This is a genomic window from Lebetimonas natsushimae (assembly GCF_002335445.1).
Classification (GTDB): Bacteria; Campylobacterota; Campylobacteria; order Campylobacterales; family Nautiliaceae; genus Lebetimonas; species Lebetimonas natsushimae.
In genome coordinates, this window is the sequence record NZ_BDME01000002.1 from 110,209 (window position 1) to 129,898 (window position 19,690).

General features: G+C 31.4%; 21 protein-coding genes. 19 read left to right on the plus strand and 2 right to left on the minus strand.

The genetic code is table 11. The features are described 5' to 3' along the window. Positions 1–18 precede the first annotated feature (18 nt). Together LNAT_RS05015 and rdgB are read left to right on the plus strand one after the other, a co-directional pair. On the plus strand, positions 19–1,002 hold the full coding sequence (locus LNAT_RS05015; protein WP_096258973.1) for a L,D-transpeptidase family protein: 984 nt from the start codon (positions 19–21) through the stop codon (positions 1,000–1,002). Positions 1,003–1,010: 8 nt separating this feature from the next. Next, complete coding sequence (gene rdgB / locus LNAT_RS05020) at positions 1,011–1,595, plus strand: RdgB/HAM1 family non-canonical purine NTP pyrophosphatase (protein ID WP_096258974.1); 585 nt, start codon at positions 1,011–1,013, stop codon at positions 1,593–1,595. A gap of 33 nt (positions 1,596–1,628) precedes the next feature. Here the strand turns inward: rdgB and LNAT_RS05025 are convergent, their stop codons facing one another. Continuing rightward, positions 1,629–2,285 carry a 16S rRNA (uracil(1498)-N(3))-methyltransferase gene (locus LNAT_RS05025; RefSeq protein ID WP_096258976.1) on the minus strand — a complete coding sequence of 219 codons (657 nt, stop codon included), beginning with the start codon at positions 2,283–2,285 and terminating at the stop codon, positions 1,629–1,631. A 48-nt stretch (positions 2,286–2,333) separates the two neighbouring features. Here LNAT_RS05025 and LNAT_RS05030 point away from each other — a divergent pair, with 48 nt between their 5' ends. From LNAT_RS05030 to LNAT_RS05085, 12 genes are all read left to right on the plus strand, one after another. Beyond that, a complete protein-coding gene (locus LNAT_RS05030) occupies positions 2,334–4,046 on the plus strand; it encodes an ATP-binding protein (protein ID WP_096258978.1) in 1,713 nt (570 codons plus the stop codon). Positions 4,047–4,193: 147 nt separating this feature from the next. After that, positions 4,194–4,532 carry an NADH-quinone oxidoreductase subunit A gene (locus LNAT_RS05035; protein ID WP_096258980.1) on the plus strand — a complete coding sequence of 113 codons (339 nt, stop codon included), beginning with the start codon at positions 4,194–4,196 and terminating at the stop codon, positions 4,530–4,532. Continuing rightward, the gene (locus LNAT_RS05040; protein WP_024789428.1) at positions 4,516–4,989 is read left to right on the plus strand and encodes an NADH-quinone oxidoreductase subunit B; all 474 of its coding nucleotides are present in this window, start codon (positions 4,516–4,518) and stop codon (positions 4,987–4,989) included. Before LNAT_RS05035 ends, LNAT_RS05040 begins: the two co-directional genes overlap by 17 nt. A gap of 9 nt (positions 4,990–4,998) precedes the next feature. Further along, positions 4,999–6,648, plus strand: coding sequence for an NADH-quinone oxidoreductase subunit D-related protein (locus LNAT_RS05045; protein ID WP_096258981.1), 1,650 nt, complete (start codon positions 4,999–5,001; stop codon positions 6,646–6,648). A 9-nt stretch (positions 6,649–6,657) separates the two neighbouring features. Continuing rightward, complete coding sequence (locus tag LNAT_RS05050; protein ID WP_096258983.1) at positions 6,658–7,629, plus strand: complex I subunit 1/NuoH family protein; 972 nt, start codon at positions 6,658–6,660, stop codon at positions 7,627–7,629. Position 7,630: 1 nt separating this feature from the next. After that, positions 7,631–8,185, plus strand: a complete 555-nt coding sequence (locus tag LNAT_RS05055) for a 4Fe-4S binding protein (RefSeq protein ID WP_096258985.1) — start codon at positions 7,631–7,633, stop codon at positions 8,183–8,185. Then, positions 8,182–8,649, plus strand: coding sequence for an NADH-quinone oxidoreductase subunit J family protein (locus LNAT_RS05060; protein WP_096258987.1), 468 nt, complete (start codon positions 8,182–8,184; stop codon positions 8,647–8,649). The genes LNAT_RS05055 and LNAT_RS05060 overlap by 4 nt, the downstream gene beginning before the upstream one ends. Positions 8,650–8,651: 2 nt before the next feature. Next, a complete protein-coding gene (locus LNAT_RS05065; protein ID WP_096258989.1) occupies positions 8,652–8,960 on the plus strand; it encodes an NADH-quinone oxidoreductase subunit NuoK in 309 nt (102 codons plus the stop codon). After that, the gene (locus LNAT_RS05070) at positions 8,953–10,803 is read left to right on the plus strand and encodes an NADH-quinone oxidoreductase subunit 5 family protein (protein WP_096258991.1); all 1,851 of its coding nucleotides are present in this window, start codon (positions 8,953–8,955) and stop codon (positions 10,801–10,803) included. Before LNAT_RS05065 ends, LNAT_RS05070 begins: the two co-directional genes overlap by 8 nt. Further along, a complete protein-coding gene (locus LNAT_RS05075) occupies positions 10,803–12,233 on the plus strand; it encodes a complex I subunit 4 family protein (RefSeq protein ID WP_096258992.1) in 1,431 nt (476 codons plus the stop codon). The genes LNAT_RS05070 and LNAT_RS05075 overlap by 1 nt, the downstream gene beginning before the upstream one ends. Then, positions 12,230–13,561, plus strand: a complete 1,332-nt coding sequence (locus tag LNAT_RS05080; protein WP_096258994.1) for an NADH-quinone oxidoreductase subunit N — start codon at positions 12,230–12,232, stop codon at positions 13,559–13,561. The genes LNAT_RS05075 and LNAT_RS05080 overlap by 4 nt, the downstream gene beginning before the upstream one ends. Before the next feature lie 20 nt (positions 13,562–13,581). Then, positions 13,582–15,843, plus strand: coding sequence for a tetratricopeptide repeat protein (locus tag LNAT_RS05085; protein ID WP_096258996.1), 2,262 nt, complete (start codon positions 13,582–13,584; stop codon positions 15,841–15,843). Positions 15,844–15,888: 45 nt separating this feature from the next. On the opposite strand, the gene miaA is transcribed toward LNAT_RS05085, so the two are convergent. Beyond that, positions 15,889–16,749 (minus strand): tRNA (adenosine(37)-N6)-dimethylallyltransferase MiaA, encoded by an 861-nt coding sequence (miaA, locus tag LNAT_RS05090; RefSeq protein ID WP_096258998.1) that lies wholly within the window; start codon positions 16,747–16,749, stop codon positions 15,889–15,891. A gap of 51 nt (positions 16,750–16,800) precedes the next feature. On the opposite strand from miaA, the gene mqnP reads away from it, so the two are divergent. From mqnP to rpsI, 5 genes are all read left to right on the plus strand, one after another. After that, entirely contained in the window at positions 16,801–17,637 is an 837-nt protein-coding gene (mqnP, locus tag LNAT_RS05095) for a menaquinone biosynthesis prenyltransferase MqnP (protein WP_096258999.1), read from the plus strand. 18 nt (positions 17,638–17,655) lie between these two features. Continuing rightward, the gene (locus LNAT_RS05100) at positions 17,656–18,174 is read left to right on the plus strand and encodes a hypothetical protein (protein WP_096259001.1); all 519 of its coding nucleotides are present in this window, start codon (positions 17,656–17,658) and stop codon (positions 18,172–18,174) included. Beyond that, complete coding sequence (locus LNAT_RS05105; protein ID WP_096259002.1) at positions 18,167–18,634, plus strand: DUF6115 domain-containing protein; 468 nt, start codon at positions 18,167–18,169, stop codon at positions 18,632–18,634. Before LNAT_RS05100 ends, LNAT_RS05105 begins: the two co-directional genes overlap by 8 nt. An 87-nt stretch (positions 18,635–18,721) precedes the next feature. Further along, positions 18,722–19,144 (plus strand): 50S ribosomal protein L13, encoded by a 423-nt coding sequence (gene rplM, locus LNAT_RS05110; RefSeq protein WP_096259004.1) that lies wholly within the window; start codon positions 18,722–18,724, stop codon positions 19,142–19,144. Between the two features lie 5 nt (positions 19,145–19,149). Next, positions 19,150–19,542 carry a 30S ribosomal protein S9 gene (gene rpsI, locus LNAT_RS05115; RefSeq protein WP_172413515.1) on the plus strand — a complete coding sequence of 131 codons (393 nt, stop codon included), beginning with the start codon at positions 19,150–19,152 and terminating at the stop codon, positions 19,540–19,542. Positions 19,543–19,690: the final 148 nt, after the last annotated feature.

Here is a 19,690-nt window from a genome sequence, read left to right on the forward strand (position 1 = left end):
CAGGAGAGAGATTATTTAATGCAAATAGTAAAATTTAAAATAAAATTGTTATTTTTATTTATTTTAACATTATCTTTGTATTCTAAAGATCTATATGATGTTTATAGATATAATGGCTGCGAGAGTGTAAAAAAAATATTGGAAAATTCTATCCAGTCTCCTGCTTTTTGGTTAAACAGGTTAAAAAATATAGATGTTAGTTTCGGTTATTTTGAATATAAAAAAAATATTCTTTTTTGTAATAAACTGCAGAGGACTTTGTCGGTTTATTATGTGGATAAAGGTAAATTCAAACATATAAAAACATTTAATGTAATTGTAGGTAAACTGGGGGATAAAGAAAAAGAGGGGGATTTGGTGACCCCTATAGGCGTATACAAATTAAATGCTGTTTTAAATAATATAGATTCTTTTTATGGACCTTTTGCTTTTGAAACAAGTTATCCCAATTTATATGATGAATTGCTGGGCAGAGACGGACATGGGATCTGGATTCACGGTAAACCTCTTGATGGTGAAAAAAGACCCGATTTATCAAAAGGCTGTATAGTTTTGGATAATCCGGATTTAATTTATTTAAAAAAACTTATTAATTACCAGAACACATATCTTTTGATTAATGATTCCAACCCTCTAAAAGCTACAAAACAGGAAATTGCAGATATATTGGCATTTCTTTATAAATGGAGAAATGCTTGGGAACACAATAATTTTGAAAAATACAAGAATTTTTATGATAAAGGTTTTAAACGATATAACGGTGATAATTTGATAAAATTTTTGGATTATAAAAAAAGGGTTTTTTATAATAAAAAATATCAAAAAGTTGAAATTTATTTTAAAAAAATCAATATAATACCTTATCAGAATACAGAAAATGAAAAAATTTTCAGGATTGATATGTATGAGGATTATATATCAAAAAGTTATAAATATCACGGTCCCAAAGAACTTTTTATTAAAAAAACCCCTGAGGGATATAAAATAATTATTGAAAAATAAGGATTAAAATGAAAATAGTGCTCGCATCATCAAATAAGGGAAAAGTTAGAGAAATAAAAGAAATTTTAAATAGTTATGAAATTATTCCTTATACTGATTTGATTCCTTCTTTTGAAATTGAAGAAAACGGAAAAAATTTTAAAGAAAATGCAATTATTAAAGCTAAAGCTGTGGCCGAAAAGTTACCGGGATTTATTGTAATGGCTGATGACAGCGGGATAAGTGTGCCGTTTCTTGGTGGAATTCCCGGAATTTATTCCGCCAGATTTGCGGGCGAGGGGGCAAATGACAGGGATAATTTAAATAAATTGATAGAAGAACTAAAAAAAAGAAATATTAAAAAAACACCTGCGTTTTACACAGCGGCAATTGCCGTGTCTTCACCTTACGGAGTTTTTACAGCGCACGGGTTTATGCACGGCGATGTAATTGATGAGGCAAAAGGTGATAAGGGTTTTGGCTATGACCCGATGTTTATACCAAAAGGATTTGATAAAACATTGGGCGAGCTTGATGAGAAAATAAAACAGAAAATTTCTCACCGTTACAAAGCATTGAAATTAATAGAAAAGATATTAAAAGTAATTCAATAATTTTTCACTTTTCATTTTTAATTTTTAACTATTTCAAAGCAATATTTTAGCGCTTATAGCACATGCCGCACTTTCACTTCTTAAAATAAAACCTTCAAGTTTATAAATTTCAGTGAATTTTTCTTCTTCACTCTCACTGAAACCGCCTTCCGGTCCTATTAAAACAGGCTGGGTTATATCGGCTGAGTCAATTTTTTTTCCGTTAAAATTAAGAACGCTGAAATTTTTATATTTTTCAAAAAATTCTTTGCTTGAATTTAATATTTCAATTTCCATTAAATCACTTCTTCCACACTGTTGGCATGAATTTATAAGTATTTTTTTGATTCTGTCGATTTTTAATTTAAAGTTTCTCTGAGAAAAATCGCAGTATACAAAAGTTATTTTCCCGACTCCGATTTCATTTAATGAAGGCAAAATTTTTTCAATGTTTTTAGTATCTATTATACACCATGCAATATGAAAAAATTTTTCAGGTTTATTAGGCATATGTTTTTTTTCAACAAGGGTTAAAAATGCATTTTTTTTGTTTATTTCATCAATTTTATAGATATACAGATAATCATCTTTTAAATTTCTGATTTTAATGAGTTCGTTTTTTTTAATTCTTCTTACCTTAAAAAGATATTTATGTTCATCTCCTGTTAAAATCAGTTGATTTGCGGGATTTTCAATATATAAAAACTGCATTATCCGCCTTTTTGATATAATTATAACAATTTATACAAAGGAGCGTGTTTGGTAAAAAATATAATTACCTTTTTAAAAAACCCTAAAAAAAGCCCGGTTTATAAAATTTTAAATTTAAAAGACGAAGAAATTGAAATTTTAAGATTAATGCTGGAATATTATGTAGACGGTAAAGAAGATATAAATGTAAAGGAAATTTTATTTTCCGTTTATGGGAAAGATAAATTCAAAGCACTTGAAAATATTGATGTGATTAAAAATTTAATAGAGGAAGGTTGGATTGTAATAAGTTCCATCGGTCAGTTTAAAGTAAACGATATGACAAATCTGGAGCTTTTCAATTCAAATATTTCACTTTCCATTTCATTTTTAAAACTTATCGAACAGGGTTCCCTTGAGCTTGTAGTTCCTGAAAACAAACCTTATAATGACCATTTGGAGTTTTTACATGACGAGTTTTTAAGAATTGAAATATACGAACAGCTTGCAAATATAAAAAATTCTTTTTCTAAAACAAGTTCAAGTATAAAAAGACTTCAAAGCAAACTGATTTTAATTGAAAATACAATAAAAGAAAAAGTGAAAAAAACAAAAATTGATCTTCCGGTTCTTAATTTTATAAAAGAAAATGAATTAAACGAAAAAGAGGAAATAATATTTTTGGCTCTTTTAAAAGAAGAATATACCAATTCGAATGAAAATGCAAGGGAAATGAATTATCTTTTAAATTTAATAAGTTCCGATGAAATTGAAAGAATTAAAAACAGAAGCCTGCTTGATGAAAATTCAAAACTGGTAAGTGAAGGTATTATTGATTATGATGAACTTATAGGAGCTTTTGGCGGATTTAACAGAATTTATTTTATAAATGAAGATATTTTAAAAGATTTAATTCATCCGAGAAAAAAACACAAAATCGAACATGTTGTAAAAGAGACTCTTTTTGATTTTATTGAACCGAAATATTCCCTAAAAGATATCATATTGGATGAAACAACACAAAAAAGACTTAATACCCTTTTAAAACAGATTGATAAAAAAGTATTAAACAAGCTAAAAAAATGGGGAGTAAAAACTTCAAATGACATAGAAGCCAAAATAATTTTTTACGGCTATCCCGGAACGGGTAAAACCGTGACAGCTTTAGCTTTGGCAAAAGAGCTTAATAAACCGGTTTTAAGTCTTGATAGCAGTAAAATTTTGTCTATGTATGTGGGGGAGAGTGAAAAGAATGTAAGAAAACTTTTTGATGAATATAACATGGTTGCTGAGAAATTAAAAACAAAACCGGTTTTATTGCTAAATGAAGCAGACCAGTTTTTAAGTACCCGTACAACCGCCTCATTTAGCAGTGCTGATAAAATGCACAATCAAATGCAAAATATATTCTTAGAACAGATTGAAAAATTTGACGGGATATTAATTGCCACTACCAACCTGCTAGAAACTTTAGATAAGGCTTTTTCAAGAAGGTTTGACATAAAAATAGAATTTAAAAAGCCTGAATTTAAAGAGAGGGTAAAACTTTGGAAATTAAAACTTCCTAAAAATGCGGATTATGAGGAAAATTTTGATATTAAAAAACTGGCTTCTTATGAACTGACCGGTGCCCAGATTGAAGTAATAATCAAAAATACAGCCCTTAAGGTTGCTATGAGGAAAAATTCGGTTTTTAAAACAGAAGATTTTATTGAAGAAATTAAAAAAGAAAAAATCAATTCATTTGACAGTGAAAAAGAAATAGGATTTTTAAATATATAAATGAATGTTTATTTATTACATGATGTAACATCATTATTAAAAACATTTAAATAAATGTTTTACAAAAATATAAATTTTCCTTATAATTACTAAATTAGAAACAGAATAGCTATTAATTTTGCTATACTAACCAAAAAAGGAGATAAAATGGGTCTTATTTTAACAATAGCCTCCGGTTTAGTGGCAGGTATATTGCTTTTATATTTACTTGGGATAATAATAGCGCCTTTTAATCCGGGTGATATTAAAAACGACCATTTTGAATGCGGGCTCCCGCCAAGTTCTGAATCCCCGAGTAAAGCCAATTTTAATTATTTTATTTTTGCGATATCTTTTATTGTGTTTGATATGGCAGGGCTTTTCTTTTCTTTATTTGTTTTTGCGGATGATAAAGATGCTCTAAACTGGGCTATGGTTTTTGGAATTTTACTGTTTGCAGCTATTACAATAAGTATGAAGGAGTACAGAAATGCTAAAAGTTCTTGATTTTTTTAATTATGCAAGGAGTAAATCTCCCTGGATAGTTCATTTTTGTAGTGGCTGTTGTTCACTTGAAATGTTAGCTTCTATGGGACCTAGATATGACTGGGAAAGATATGGGTATATTATGACTCCAACTCCAAGACAGGCTGATATTATTTTTATTACAGGGCTTGTAAGTAAAAAAATTCTGCCGGCTCTTCTTAGAACTTATGAACAAATGCCAGAACCTAGATATGTCGTTGCAATTGGTGCATGTGCGTTTGACGGCGGGCCTTATAACGATTCACCGTCAGTTATAAAAAACATGACAGAAATTTTACCGGCTGATGTATTTGTGGCAGGCTGTCCTCCAAAACCTGAAGCCATTATTGCCGGTCTTGAAGAGCTTAAAGAAAAAATCAAAAGAGGCGAGCCAAGCGCATCAAGCCAGGGCGGCCTTTGGAAACAAATGAAATTTTAAGGGATGGCGATGGAGAAAATTAAAGAAATTTTAAATAAATTTGATACAGAATATATAGAAGATTACAAAAAAACATGGGTAAAAGCAAAACTTAAAAATAAAGAAGATTTATTAAATGTGGTAAAAGATTTAAAACATGAGGGAGTTAAAACCTGCTCAACCGTTTCTCCTACCGATTTTATAGATGAAGACAAAATAGAAATAAATTATTTTTTAGAAGATTTAAAAAACAAAAGAAATGTATGGTTAAAAGTTGATATTCCAAGAGATTTAGAACATTGTGAAATTGATTCAATAACTCCTCTTTTTCCAAGCGCTGATTATCATGAATTGGAAGCATATTCAACTTTTGGGGTAAAATTTAAAGGTCATCCGAATTTAAGATACTTTTTAATTTCTCAGGATTATTACGGCAAATTTCCATTTAGAAAAGATTTTGACTGGAAAGAGCATGAAAAGCATTTAATAGAAAATGTAAATGCAATAAGTGAAGATTTTTTTGAAGATTATGAAGAAAATGAAAAAAAATTAGGTCATAATGGAAGTGAAACAGTATTAAACTGGGGTCCAACTCACCCAGCAAGCGGACCTATCAGACTTAAAGTTTTTACAAACGGAGAAATTATAGAAAAAATTGAACCGGATATTGGATATGTATGGAGGGCGTTAGAAAATTTAGTTGAGAGGAAAGATTTTATAGGCGCTATTACAGCAGTCGAGAGAATCTGCTTTATGGATAATCCAAATCCGATGATATGTTATTCTCAGGCTGTTGAAGAGATTGCAGGAAAAGAAATTACTCCGTTTGCAAAATATATGAGGGTGGTTTTGGGAGAAACAGGAAGAATTGCAAGTCACTTGATTTCCATTGGTGGATTTTTCGGAACAATGGGACTTCAGACATTTTTGATGTGGACACTTGACGTCAGAGAATATTTTCTAGACGTTTTAGAAGATTATAGTGGAGCCAGAATTGCAACTGCCTGTGTAGAACCCGGAGGTGTTAGATACCCACTTAATGATTATAAAGCTTGGTTTGGAGAAATAAATAAAGCGATAGAAAAATGGGAGAGTGTTAAACCTGATATTGAAGATATTTTCTTAAAAAACCCTCTTATGACTACCAGGGCAAAAGGTCTTGGAATATTTACCAAAGAAGATGTGGAAACATATTATCTTGCAGGTCCTATTGCAAGAGCCAGCGGATATAAAACAGATGTAAGAATTGATGAACCGTATGCTGCTTACGGTGAACTTGAAATGGATTATGTGATCTGTGACAGCGGTGATACAAGAGACAGGCTTTATATTATTTATAAAGAAATAAATCAGTCAATTGATTTAATTAAACAGGCTATGAAAAAACTTCAAGAGGGTATTGAAGCTGGAGAGATGGATCCAACAAAAGACCATTTAATCAGAATGCCAAAAAGACTTCCAAAAGGTGAAGCGGTTACAAGAGTTGAATGGGCCAGGGGAGAAATGCTTATGCATTTGGTAACAGAAGAAAAAGCAACAAGTCCATACAGACTTAAATTAAAAGCGCCAAGTGTTAACCATACAATGGTTCTTGATGTGTTACTCAGAGGAAAAACATTATCTGACATACCGCTACTTTACGGAAGTATGCATATATGTCAGGGTGATTTAGACAGATAAGGAGATAAAATGGGTGTAGGTGAAATTTTATTTTATATTTTAGTTTTTCCGGGGCTTCTTTTTTTACTTGGTTGGACTTTTTTTGTGTTTTATTTTTCAAGAAAAACATTAGCATACCTTCATAAAAGAGTAGGGCCTCATTATAATGGACCTGCAGGTAGTTTGCAGACAGTTTATGATATTTTTAAACTGCTTGTTAAAGAAAATGTAACGCCAAAAAGTGCTGATCCGTATTTATTTAATATTATTCCTATTATTACACCTCTTGTGGCTGCACTTCCGGTATATTTGATACCTTGGAGCCCAATGATAAATAACGGTCATGGAATTATTGATACTCAGTATGGACTTTTAGGGATTGTTGTATTAATTGGGGTTGAACCGTTTTTATTGTTTTTAACAGGTTTTGGAAGTAATAATAAATATTCATTTCTCGGGGGGATGAGAATTCTTGCTCAAATGATTTCAATGGAAGCACCGTTTTTTTTAGCGGCATTGTCTCCTGCTATTTTGTTTGGAACTATGAATTTATATGAAATTATGCAATCAAATACATGGCTTACAACTTTAATTTTATTACCAGGTGCAATTATTTATATAGTTGCGATGCTCGGAGTGCTTGAACAGCCTCCGTTTAATATTCCAGATGCAGAACAGGAAATTGTATATGGGTTTTATACGGAATATTCCGGCACAAATTATGTTTTGCTTAAATTTGCTGAATTTACAGAAATTTTGGTTGTGAGTGCAAGTGCGGTTGTGCTGTTTTTCGGCGGATATAAGGGGATCGGTTTTGATAGTTTTTGGTGGTTGTTTTTTAAAATAATTTTAATTGCTATTTTAGTTGTAGCAATCAGGGCTTCTAACCCGAGACTTAGACTTGATCAGATGCTTAAATTTTGCTGGAGCTGGCTGACACCTATGGCTATATTAAATTTAGTTTGGGTTACATTTGCAAGAATTTATATATTAGGAGCGTAAGATGTTGTTTCAAATAAGTGAAAGAATCCTCAGAGTTTTAAAGGCTCTGAAAGAACCAAGGATTGCAGTAAAAGACGTAGTAAAAGAACCAGCTCATAAATCTCCTATTTTTAGAGGAAGACACACAGTAAGATATGATATTTGTACAGGATGTGATGCATGTAATAAAATTTGTCCTGTTGATGCCATTAAAATGAAGCCTTTACCTATTAAAAGGCCAAATAAAGTACCGGAAGTAAATTTAGCTATTTGCATATTTTGCGGTCTTTGTGAAGATGTGTGTCCTACAAAACCCGAAAAAGCTATTAAACTTGCCGGTGGCGATATAGAAATGGTTACACATGACGGTACTCATGAAACGCTTGAAAATTTCTGGGTAAGAGTAAATATTCCTGAAGAATGGATAGAACAGAAGAAAAAAGAAGAAGAGGAAAAAGCCAGAAAAAAAGCTGAGATGATGGCTAAGAAAAAAGCGGAAGCAGAAGCTAAGAAAAAAGCAGAAGAGGAAGCTCAAAAAAAACAAGAGATTAAATCTCCTAAAGGGGAAGAAAAATGAGTATATTAATTTTGTTTATCGCATTGGTTTTGGCAATTATGAGTTTAACTCAAAAAAACACTGTCGGTGCAGTAATGGCTTTTGTTATGATGATGTTTTTACTGGGAATTTATTACATAGGAATGGGTGAAAAACTTCTAGGGCTTTTTCAAATATTTGTCTATACAGGTGGGATTGTTGTATTGACACTTTTTGGTGTAACAGTAATAGGTAATAAATTTCCTGATTTTAAAATCAGACCTTGGGCTGTCGCCGTTATTACTTTTGTTATGATAGGTTTAATTATTATTCCATTTTTAATGCCTGAAATTCCAAGTGCGGGTAAACCTATACCTCTTAAAGACCAAGTAAAAGTATTTACAGATTTTTATGCTGAAATTGCAATTTTTATGGGTGTGGTTGGAGCGAGTATATTATACGGAAGCATTAGAATGTTACACACTCTAAAACATGAAAAGGAATAACGATGGTTGGGTTTTATATTGATGCATTTTTTGCTTTAATGCTTTTTGGTGTAGGTTTATACGGGGTTACCAGTAAAAGTGATTTTTTAAAAATATTTTTTTCACTGGAAATGCTTTTAAATGCTGTAATACTGCTTTTGGCTAGTGCGGCATTCCATTTCGGACTTACAAGAGGTTTGGCAGTTGCCTATGTAATTATTGTAATTGCAACGCTTGAAGCGGCGGCTGGAATATTGATATTTATTCTAAGTTCTAGAATGACAGGTGAAATTATTCCAGATAATTTAGATAAGGCGGTGAAAGATGAATAATGCAGTAAATATTTTATTATACGCTCCGTTTATTGGTGCAGTTTTGGCATATATTTTAGGTAAATTAAAACAACCTTTAGCGTTTTGGGTTGCTGAAATTACCGGTGGACTTTTATTTTTGGCAAGTATTGTAATTTTTGTTACTCATTCGGGCGTTCCTATTGATATTGATTATACATGGATTAGTTATGGGGATTTGAAACTGCCTTTTGGTATTTATATAGACCATCTTTCAATTGTAATGCTTTTAATTGCAACAGGTCTAGGACTCGCTGATATTCATTTTGCCCACGATTATATGGGTAGTGATCCGGATCAGCCGAGATATTATGCAAAAGTCCTATTTTTTATTGGTGGTATGATTTTACTTGTTATTACAAAAGATTTAATCGGCGCTTTTGTCGGTTGGGAATTTATGGGGCTTGCAAGTTATGCTTTAATCAGTTTCTGGTATTTTAAAAATTCTGCCGCAAATGCGGGTATGCAGGCATTTCTTTATACAAGATTCGGAGATATTTTTATATTGGCAGCTATAGGGCTTTTATATTATTATGTCGGAACTGTTAATTTAGTAGAACTAAATCATTTAGCTGATGCAGGTCAGATTAATAAAATTGTTGCATTGGTTGCGGCTTTGTTTATATTTATGGGAGCTATTGGTAAATCAGGCCAGTTTCCGCTTTATCCTTGGCTTATGAATGCTATGGAGGGTCCTACAACTGTTTCTGCATTAATTCACGGTGCCACAATGGTTAACAGCGGTATTTATATTGTTGCAAGACTTTTTAATTTTTATGCTTATACAGATGCACTGTATGTAGTTGCAAATGTGGCAGCACTTTCTGCATTTATAGGTTCAACATCAGCACTTGTCCAAAAAGAGATTAAAAAAATCTTGGCTTATTCAACAATGTCTCACTTATCAATAGCTTTTGTTGGTCTAGGTGTCGGTAGTCTGGCTGCCGGAATGATTCATTTAGTCAATCATGCTATTTTTAAAGCACTGCTTTTCTTAAGTGCCGGTGCGGTTATTTATATTGCACACCATACAAAAGATGCATGGAAACTCGGAGGACTTGTTAAAAAAGCGCCTTATGTTGCTTTGTTTATGGCAATGGGCTCACTTTCACTTTCAGGTGTTCCTCCATTTAGTGGATTTTTCTCAAAAGAAATGGTAGTTACTGAAGCGTGGCTGCACGGTAATGACTTTACTAAGATTTTTGTAACTATTGCGGCGTTATTATCAATTGCGTATATTACAAGGCTTTGGATTCTGATTTTCTTAGGAGAGCCGAGAAATGAAGAAATTGCGGGAAGTGTGCATAAACCGAGTAATTTATGGATAAGACTTCCTCTTGGAATTTTAGCTTTTGTTACTCTTTTGATTTCAATTTGGCAAACTGATATCATTCATTATATTACCGGTGAAGAAGCGGTAGAAGAACATATCGCCTGGCTTGGTGTATTTATGTTATCTACTATGTTTGTTATTTTCTTAATAGTTGTGGGACTTTATGTAAGAGGGCTTCAGTTATTGTATAAAATAGGGTCCCATCATTTTATCCAGATAATTCACCAGGTTTTATTTAACGGATATTATGTGGAAGCAATGATTACATGGATTAGTAAAAACATAATTGTAAATGCTTTGGCAAAGTCCGCAAGGTGGTTTGATTCAAAAGTAATTGACTATATTGTGGATGCTACTGTACCTACAACTTATCAGGTTTATAAATTATTCAGGGTAGGACACAGCGGTAAAATTGGAACATATATGGGACAAATGGTCCTTGGAGTTGCAATTATAGTATTAGCAATCTTAATAATTGTAAAGGGTCTATAATGGTAGCAGTAGATATTATTTTCGCACCGATATTTTTATCGGTTCTGGTTTACTATTTGACAAAAAATGCACAGGAATATACAAAATATATCGCACTTGCATGGTTTGTTGTTGAATTTATTATTGCATTTAGCTGGTATAAAAGTCTGCCTCAGGTTGGGTTTTTAGAACTTGGTAATTATTTAAGTGTTCCTCAGTTTGGATTTGATTTAACTTTAAGAATTGATGCCTTGAGCGTTGCAATGCTTCTTTTGACATCAGCTCTTTTAATACTGGTTGTATTTACTTCCTGGGAAGAAAAAAATCAGGCTGCTTATTTTAGTTTGTTAATTGCATTTAGCGGACCTATTTTTGGTGTTTTTATGACAACCAACGTTTTATGGTTTTTTATCTTTTGGGAATTGACTCTAGTTCCTATGTATTTTCTTGTAGGTATTTGGGGAAGTGAAAAAAGAATTTATGCAGCGGTTAAGTTTTTCCTATTTACCCATGTTTTTGCAATGTTTATGTTTATAGGATTTTTCTTACTGTTTAAAGAAACAGGTTATTGGGATTTAACTTTAATTAAAGAAGCGGCTTTAACCACCCCTGCACTTATCTGGTGGCTGATGTTTTTGGGTTTTGCTGCAAAACTTCCTGTATTTCCATTTCATACATGGCTTCCTGTTGCACACGTAGAGGCGCCAAGTTCCATTTCTGTATTACTTGCAGGTGTACTTCTTAAAATGGGGGCTTACGGACTTATAAGATTTACAGTTGAACTTATGCCAGAAACTACTGCTCATTTTGCAATTTATATGGTAATTATCGGTTTGGCTACAACTCTTTTTGCCGGAATGCTTGCTATTTATGAAAGACATATAAAAAGAATGGTTGCATATTCTTCCATTTCACATATGGGGCTTGTAGTGGTTGCAATTTCCACTATGACATATGACGGTCTGAGTGCGGCACTTTATGAAATGATAGGACACGCTCTTGTTATTTCACCACTGTTTTTAATTGCGGGATGGCTGCATCATAAAACACATACATGGTATATGGATGAGATGGGCGGAATTATGAAATATGCACCATATGCAAGTGCTATATTTATTTTAGCAGGTATGGCGGCTTTAGGCTTACCAGGAACTATGGGATTTGTGGGAGAACTTACAATTATAGTTTCATCAATTAAAGCATACGGCTGGTGGATAGCTGTTATTGCACTTGGTAGTTTAATCAGTGCCGGTTATATTATTTGGGCTGTCAGACGTGCAATTCACGGAGAGGCTAGTGAAATTGTCTTAAAATCTAATTTTAAAATGAGTTTTGCAGAAAAATTTGCTTTGGCTATTTTTGCTGTTTTAATTATATATTTTGGGGTTCAACCTCAAGCAATATTTGATTTAGCAAATCAAGCATTTGCAATGTTTGGAGGTATGCAATGAGTTTTATAACATTAATAGCGGCGGGATTATTAGTACCGGTTTTTTACAAAAACAACATTTTCATTGCTAAATTAATCGCAGTTGTGGCATTTATTTTATCTGCATATTTTGTATATACAAATCAGAGTTTAAGCAGTGTGTTTCCTTTATTTGTAAGTGACGAGGCCACTAAACTTATGGAATATGTGTTACTTGCAACATTGGCTGCGGTCTCACTGTCTCTAACAGGATTTGAAAGACCTTTAATTGCTCAAATGCTTTTTATTGCAGGGCTTTCACTGGCAATTCTTGAGACAGATAATTTTTTTGTATTTATTGTGTTATTTGAATCTATAGCTATAGTTTCTTATATTTTGGTTGCTAATATCAGAAATTTTTATAATGCAGAAGGGGCTGTGAAGGCGTTTATTGCAGGGGCTGTGGCAAGCGGTATTATCTTGCTTGGATTTGCATTATTTTCTTTTGTAACAGACAGTTTTACATATAATGAAATGAGTGTAAATGGGAAATTTACATTAATTGCTGTTGCTATTATGCTTGCAGGTGTCTTCTATAAATTAACAATTGTGCCAATGCATGCTTGGGCTGCGGATACATATTCTCAGGTTAATCATGCTGCGGCAGCTATTTTGAGCGGTGTTATAAAAAGTGTAATGTTGTTAGCAATTTTTAAAGCGTTTTATAAATTTATGATTGCTTATCCAATTGCCACTGTTTTAATTTTCAGTTTCTTTGCGATAATCACTATGACACTTGCAAACTTTATGGCTTTATGGCAAAAAAGAATTTCAAAAATTTTAGCTTATTCTTCAATTGCACACAGTGGTTATGCCCTAATACCTTTTGCCGCTGCAGCAAGTGTTTATTCTTATGCAGGGGTTCTTTATTATGCAATTGCATACATTTTTATGCAGACAAGTGTGTTTTTAATCTTAAATGATTTAAGAAGAGAGGCTGGTGTTAAGTTTCTTGAAGATATTAAAGGACTTGGAAAAAGAGCACCAATTCATTCATTTTTCTTTACTGTTCAGATTTTTTCACTTGCAGGTATTCCTCTTTTAGCAGGATTTTTGAGTAAAGCGGTTGCATTTTATTCGGGTGTAGATGCAGGCCTTTGGCCGATAGTGTTAATTGCGGCACTTAATTCTGCTTTAGCGGTTGGATATTATGCATGGATTGTAAAACATATTTATTTTGACAAGGCGAACAGTAACTCTACTATAGAAATTTCAACCGGTAGTTTTATAGGACAACTTATTCTTTTGACTGGAACTATTTATTTTGGTGTTTTTGCTGCAAGCGTATTTAATGCTACAATTTCAATGTAATATTTTTTTAAGGAAAATCATTGAAATTTTTTCTTTTTTTGTTTTCTTTTTTATATTTATATGCTTTAGAATTAAATATTAATTATTTTAATGATAAGCAAAAATATGAAATATTAACACTTTATAATAACAAGCCGTTTATTTGTTTAAATAAAAATAATCAGGTAATATGTAAATTTGATAAATTACCATCAACTCCTGTATTTAAAAGTAAGACTGTTTTTTTTAATATCAATCCCGAATTTAAAAATAAAAAATTTTATTTAGTTATTGATGTTAAAGATTTTTATCAAATAAAAAGTTTCAACGAACATCTATATGAAAATGCGTTGATTAACCCTTTTAAAATAAAAAAAGCAAAAAAATGGGTTATTATCGCTTCTAATAAAAAAATAATCGCCCCTGGTGATAATAACGGACTCAAGTTTTATTTTATACATTCCCCAAAACCGTATGTTGGTGCGATAGACGATAATGGAAATCCAATTGAGGAAAATAGTGAAAGTGAAGATGTAATAAAATATTTTGAAATAATAAATGCCTATAAACATCACAGAGATGTTAGTATGGAAATAGAAAATTTTATACAAAATTATCCGAATTCGGTTTTTTTACCCGATATTTTATTTTTAAAATTACAGATTTTAGATAAAAAAAATGATTCAAGTGATGTTATAAGTCTGGCTAAAATCTGGATTAAAAAATTTGCGTATGATGAAAATTTGCCAAAAGTATTATTATTAATGGCTAAAAATTATTCAAAAATAGGATTTTTGAGTGATGCAGCCTATTTGTATCAAAGAATAATAAATGAATATCCTAAAAGTAAAGAGGCATATTTAGCCATGATATATTTGGCGGATCAGCTCTATACAACAGGTGATGATAAAAAAGCTTTTGAATTTTATAAAAAAGCTCTTTATTCCACAGATGATATTGATATAGCTTCCCTTGCTGCAAGCAGACTGGCCCAGAGATATATGGACAAAGGAAATATTAAAAAAGCAATAAAATATTATATGAAAATATATAATGCAAATAAAAAATATTTATTAAAAGACAAATATAAAGCTTACGAGCTGGCTAAAATGCTTGCAAGTCACAATGGATATGAACTGGCTGTAAAAATAGGTGAGGATTTGATAAAAAAATTAAAAAAACTTGATGATTTATATGAACCGCTAGAATACAGTTTGGCAAATTGGTATTATGAAATGCAAAACTATAAAAAGGCTCTTTATTGGATAGAGAGATATTTAAACGAATTTCCTTACGGGGATTATTCTGATGCGTTGATGGCGCTTAGGGATAAAGTTATTTTTGAAGTACCGGATCATAATGTAACAAAGCAGCTTCAGGTAATTGATGAAATATTGCAGAAATACAAAGGGACTATTGCATATAAAGCTTTGTATAAAAAAGTGATGTTACTTTATAAATTAAAAAAATATGGAGAAATTTTAAAACTTGAAGATAAAATTCGGGAAATTCCGGATAAAATCTTTAAAAATAAAAAAGAGTTTTTAAATAAAATATATAAAGAATATGCAACTACGCTTTTAAAACAGAAAAAATGTTTTGATGCAATTAATTTGATAAAGTCCAAAAAATTGGTTTTAGATAAAAAATATGATGAGGAAATTTATAATTGTGCAATTAAAGTAAAAGCGTATAATATAGCCTCTGTTGTTTGCAATAAATATCTGGATTCCCCGGATGAGAGGCTTTTTATAAAATGGATGAAAAGAAAAATAAAGGCTCTTGAAGGACTTAGGGATTATAAAAATTTAATTTTGGCTGTAGATGATTTGTGCAGTGTAATGAAAAAAGGATGTTATGAGTATAAATTAAAAAAATTTTTTGCTCTTTGGAAACTTAAAAGATATAAAGAGGCTTTGGCTTTGGCAAAAGAACTTGATAAAGTAAAAGATATCAGAAACACAGATGCTTTTATTAAAATAATTAATTATGCCCTTAAAAACAATAATAATCTTTTGGCTGCCACATATGCTAAAAAAATTATTAATCTGCAAAACAGATTCAGGGCATATCCTTACTCTCCTTTTGTGGAATTTACTTATGCTAAATTTACTCAAAATAAAAAAGACGCTGTAAAAGTTTTAAAGGATGTATTAAACAGGGTAAAAGGTGAAAATAAGGCAAGGGCATATTTTATGCTTGCAAATCTTACAAAAAACAAAAAATATATTGAAAAATGCCTGCAAGTTAAAGATTCAAAACTCTGGCGAGGGCTCTGCATGGATGCTAAAGACCTCTTTTAATGTAGAATGGATAATTGATAATACGAATAAAAAGAATTATCCGTTCTATATTTTACATTTTCTGTTTAGAATAATGTTTTCAAGCTTTTTTAGTGGGGCAGAAATTTTATTTGGAAACTGGGTTTTGTTGAAAATCTGCTGTCTTTTTGCAAGTCTTGCCGTATTTGTAACAATTTTTTCATAAAGCTCTTCTTTAGAATAAATTCCGTTAAAATAATCAAGCACTTCTTTTACGCCTATGGCTTTAAGGGCGGGCAGTCTTCTGTCACGGTATTTATGTTCAAGATATGCAACTTCGTCAATAAGCCCTTTTTCCAGCATTTTTTTGGTTCTTAATTTTATTCTCTCTCTTAAAGTTTGTCTGTCAATTTCTATTTCAAAAATAGGCAGGTTTTCAATTACAGGAACCGGGGGATTTTGTTTAAAATATTCAGTAGGCGACATTTTAGTTGCAAGATAAATTTCCAATCCTTTTTGAATTCTGTATGTGTCGTTTGGTGAAATTTTTGCTGCATAAACAGGGTCTGTTTTTTGTAAATCTTGAAAACTTAGTTTTTTAGCTTCTTTTTTTATTTCTTCACTTATAAGGGGCATTTTGGAAATTCCGGAAATCATAGTTTTTAGATAAAAGCTGGTGCCTCCCACAATTATTATATTTTTGTGAGGGATTTTTTTGTAAATTTCTATAAATTTCATTACATCAAATTTTTCATTAGGATAAATTTCATTTATTCCGTAATGTTTAACCATTTTTAATTCTTCAATGCTCGGCTTTGCAGAAGCTATGTCTATTTCTTTGTAAATGCTTAAACTGTCAAGCGAGAGGATTTCATAATTTAATTTCTTAGCTAATTTTATCGCCAAATCGCTTTTTCCTGAAGCTGTGGGGCCAATTAAAGCAAACAAATCTGTCCTTTTTTGCTACAATTATACAAAATTATATTTAATGGAGTTTTAATGCTAAAAAAATATATGGAACTTGTCAAATTTCAGCATACAATTTTCAGTATTCCTTTTATATTGATTGCAATGATAGTGGCGGCTAACGGTTGGTTTGGCTGGAAACTGCTGATTTTGGGAATAATAGCCGCTGTCAGTGCAAGAAATTTTGCAATGGCTTATAACAGATTTGCGGACAGGGATATTGATGCCAAAAATCCGAGAACCGCCAACAGACCTTCTGTTACCGGGGAGGTAAAAGAAAAAGAGATACTGTTATTTATTGTTATAAATGCCTTTGTTTTTGTAGTTACAGCTTATTTGATAAATTCTTTGGCATTTAAACTTTCAATTCCTATTTTGTTTGTTTTGGCCGGTTATTCTCATTTTAAAAGATTTAGTGAACTTGCTCATCTTATTTTGGGAATTTCACTGGGACTAGCTCCAATTGCCGGTGCCGTTGCGGTTAGCAGTTCAATTCCATGCTGGAGTGTTTTTTTGGCTCTTGGTGTTATGTTTTGGGTGGCTGGGTTTGATGTTTTGTATTCTTTGCAGGATATTGAATTTGACAAAAAAGAGCAACTTCATTCCATTCCTGCACTTGTAGGGGAAAGGGGCGCTCTTTTTATTTCAAAAATGTTTCATATTTTTGCTGTTATTTTCTGGGCTTTATTTGCCGCTTACGCCCATCTTGGTTTTTTTGGATGGGTTGCCGTAATTATTGGTGCAGCTATGCTTTATTATGAACATGTTTTAGTTAATAAAGATTTCAGGAACATTCCGAAAGCATTTTTTGATGTAAATGGATTTTTGGGAATTATCTTTTTAATTTTTATAATTTTAGATAAAGTATAAAAAGACAGGAAATGAATAATGGCAGATAATATCAGATTGATTCCGGCTATAATAGAATTTGAATTTGATGAATATGATGAAAAAAAACAAAAAGAGTTTGATACTCTTGGAAGTGAAACTGAAGATCCTATAGGACAGTATATAAAACTTGCAAAAGCAAGGGGAGAGACAAAAGATACAGATCCGGTTTTGCTTGAACTTTTGATAGCTCTTCATAGAAAAATAGATGAATTGACGGCAATTATCAAGAATGAAGAAAAAAATTATATACCTTTGAAATATAAAACAAATATTGTGGAGATAGGATTTGAATATTTTAAAATTGAAGATGATTTATTGGAAGAAAATAAAAAATATTACGGAAGAATGAAACTTCCTGTTTTTCCTCCAAGAATTGTACCTGTAATCTTTACCGGAATCAGTAAAAATATAGCAAAAATAGAATTTATGCACGAGCGTGATGAAAAGGATTACAATGCTTACATAATGGCCAGGGAAAGGGCGATTATAAGACAGATGAAGGCTGAAAATGGATAAATTGACTTTAATAATGTTTATAGGTCTTAGCGGATTTATGCTTTTTTTGTTTTTTTATATTATAAACAGGGATAAAATTACTGAAAATAAACTGGCCGGACTTGAGCTTAGTTTAGAAGAAATTAATCAGGAAATTTATAAATTAAAAAAAGAGGTTAAAAATTTAAAACAAAACAGTGGTTTAGAAGAAATTGAACCAATAATAGAGGAAGTCGTCGATTCCATAAAAAAAGTGGAAAAAAAATATTTTATAAAATTGAATGAAATAGAAGAAAAAATAAATATTTTAGAAAATAACAGCAAGAAAAAAATATTTGATTTTTCCAATATAAATACACAAGATGAGGAAAGAATAAAAAATCTATATAAAAATGGTTATTCCATTGAAGAAATAAGCAGGGAACTTAGAATTCCGGCGGGTGAGATAGAATTAGTACTTAAATTTTCAAATTTAAGTTGATTTAACCTTAAAAAAAACTTAAATTAAGGTTTTTTTAAGGTTTGTAGTTTAAAATTCTACACCAAAAAATTCACAAAAGGTGTGATAATGAAATTTACAAAATCAATTAGAGAAGAAGATGTTAAGAGAGATTGGATATTAATAGATGCTAAAGATAAAATTTTTGGTAGGGTAATAACTGAAATAGCTACATATTTAAGAGGTAAACATAAACCTTATTATACACCTCATGTAGATTGCGGAGATTACGTAGTGGTAATTAATGCAGATAAAGTTAGATTTTCTACTAATAAAAAATTAGGTGACAAATATTACAAACATACAGGGTATTTTGGAAGTGTAAAAGAAGAAACTGTTGAAAAACTTCTAAAAAACAATCCTGAAAAATTATTTAAATTGGCAACAAGAGGTATGCTTCCAAAAACAAAACTTGGAAGAAAAATGCTTAAAAAATTAAAAGTTTATGCAGGTGAAAATCATCCTCATACAGCTCAAGTAAAGGGTAACTAATGAAAATGCACGGTAAAATTTATGCAACAGGAAAAAGAAAAGAAGCAGTGGCTAAAGTTTGGTTGAAAGCGGGAAGCGGAAACATTGTGATTAACGGTAAACCTTTGGATGAGTTTTTAGGCGGGAGAGAAGCTCTTAAACTTAGGGTAAAATGGCCGTTAATGCTTACAAAACAGGAAACTTCTGTTGATATTGAAGTAAAAGTTTTTGGCGGTGGTTTTGCAGCTCAGGCTGATGCGGTAAAACACGGTATTTCTAAAGCTTTAGTGGAATATGCTCCAGAATTTAGAGCTATTTTAAAACCGGCAGGACTTTTAACAAGGGATGCAAGAGAAGTAGAGAGAAAAAAATACGGGAAAAAGAAAGCAAGAAAATCTCCACAATTCTCAAAAAGATAAGTTTTTTCTTTTTCTTTTCTTCTTCTAATAAATAGTGACAGACACATAATTAATTAAAAATTGATAATGGAAAATGTAAAATATTAATATATAATATCATTTATAAGAAATGTAAAATAAATTTAATAAATTAAAAATTTTTCATTCT

Coding starts and splice junctions, on each gene's coding strand:
- mqnP (WP_096258999.1), top strand. CDS start 16,801: ATGCTAAAAAAATATATGGAACTTGTCAAATTTCAGCATACAATTTTC.
- LNAT_RS05015 (WP_096258973.1), top strand. CDS start 19: ATGCAAATAGTAAAATTTAAAATAAAATTGTTATTTTTATTTATTTTA.
- LNAT_RS05045 (WP_096258981.1), top strand. CDS start 4,999: ATGGAGAAAATTAAAGAAATTTTAAATAAATTTGATACAGAATATATA.
- LNAT_RS05105 (WP_096259002.1), top strand. CDS start 18,167: ATGGATAAATTGACTTTAATAATGTTTATAGGTCTTAGCGGATTTATG.
- rplM (WP_096259004.1), top strand. CDS start 18,722: ATGAAATTTACAAAATCAATTAGAGAAGAAGATGTTAAGAGAGATTGG.
- LNAT_RS05100 (WP_096259001.1), top strand. CDS start 17,656: ATGGCAGATAATATCAGATTGATTCCGGCTATAATAGAATTTGAATTT.
- LNAT_RS05035 (WP_096258980.1), top strand. CDS start 4,194: ATGGGTCTTATTTTAACAATAGCCTCCGGTTTAGTGGCAGGTATATTG.
- LNAT_RS05025 (WP_096258976.1), bottom strand. CDS start 2,285: ATGCAGTTTTTATATATTGAAAATCCCGCAAATCAACTGATTTTAACA.
- LNAT_RS05050 (WP_096258983.1), top strand. CDS start 6,658: ATGGGTGTAGGTGAAATTTTATTTTATATTTTAGTTTTTCCGGGGCTT.
- LNAT_RS05055 (WP_096258985.1), top strand. CDS start 7,631: ATGTTGTTTCAAATAAGTGAAAGAATCCTCAGAGTTTTAAAGGCTCTG.
- rpsI (WP_172413515.1), top strand. CDS start 19,150: ATGCACGGTAAAATTTATGCAACAGGAAAAAGAAAAGAAGCAGTGGCT.
- rdgB (WP_096258974.1), top strand. CDS start 1,011: ATGAAAATAGTGCTCGCATCATCAAATAAGGGAAAAGTTAGAGAAATA.
- LNAT_RS05060 (WP_096258987.1), top strand. CDS start 8,182: ATGAGTATATTAATTTTGTTTATCGCATTGGTTTTGGCAATTATGAGT.
- LNAT_RS05075 (WP_096258992.1), top strand. CDS start 10,803: ATGGTAGCAGTAGATATTATTTTCGCACCGATATTTTTATCGGTTCTG.
- LNAT_RS05080 (WP_096258994.1), top strand. CDS start 12,230: ATGAGTTTTATAACATTAATAGCGGCGGGATTATTAGTACCGGTTTTT.
- LNAT_RS05065 (WP_096258989.1), top strand. CDS start 8,652: ATGGTTGGGTTTTATATTGATGCATTTTTTGCTTTAATGCTTTTTGGT.
- LNAT_RS05070 (WP_096258991.1), top strand. CDS start 8,953: ATGAATAATGCAGTAAATATTTTATTATACGCTCCGTTTATTGGTGCA.
- LNAT_RS05040 (WP_024789428.1), top strand. CDS start 4,516: ATGCTAAAAGTTCTTGATTTTTTTAATTATGCAAGGAGTAAATCTCCC.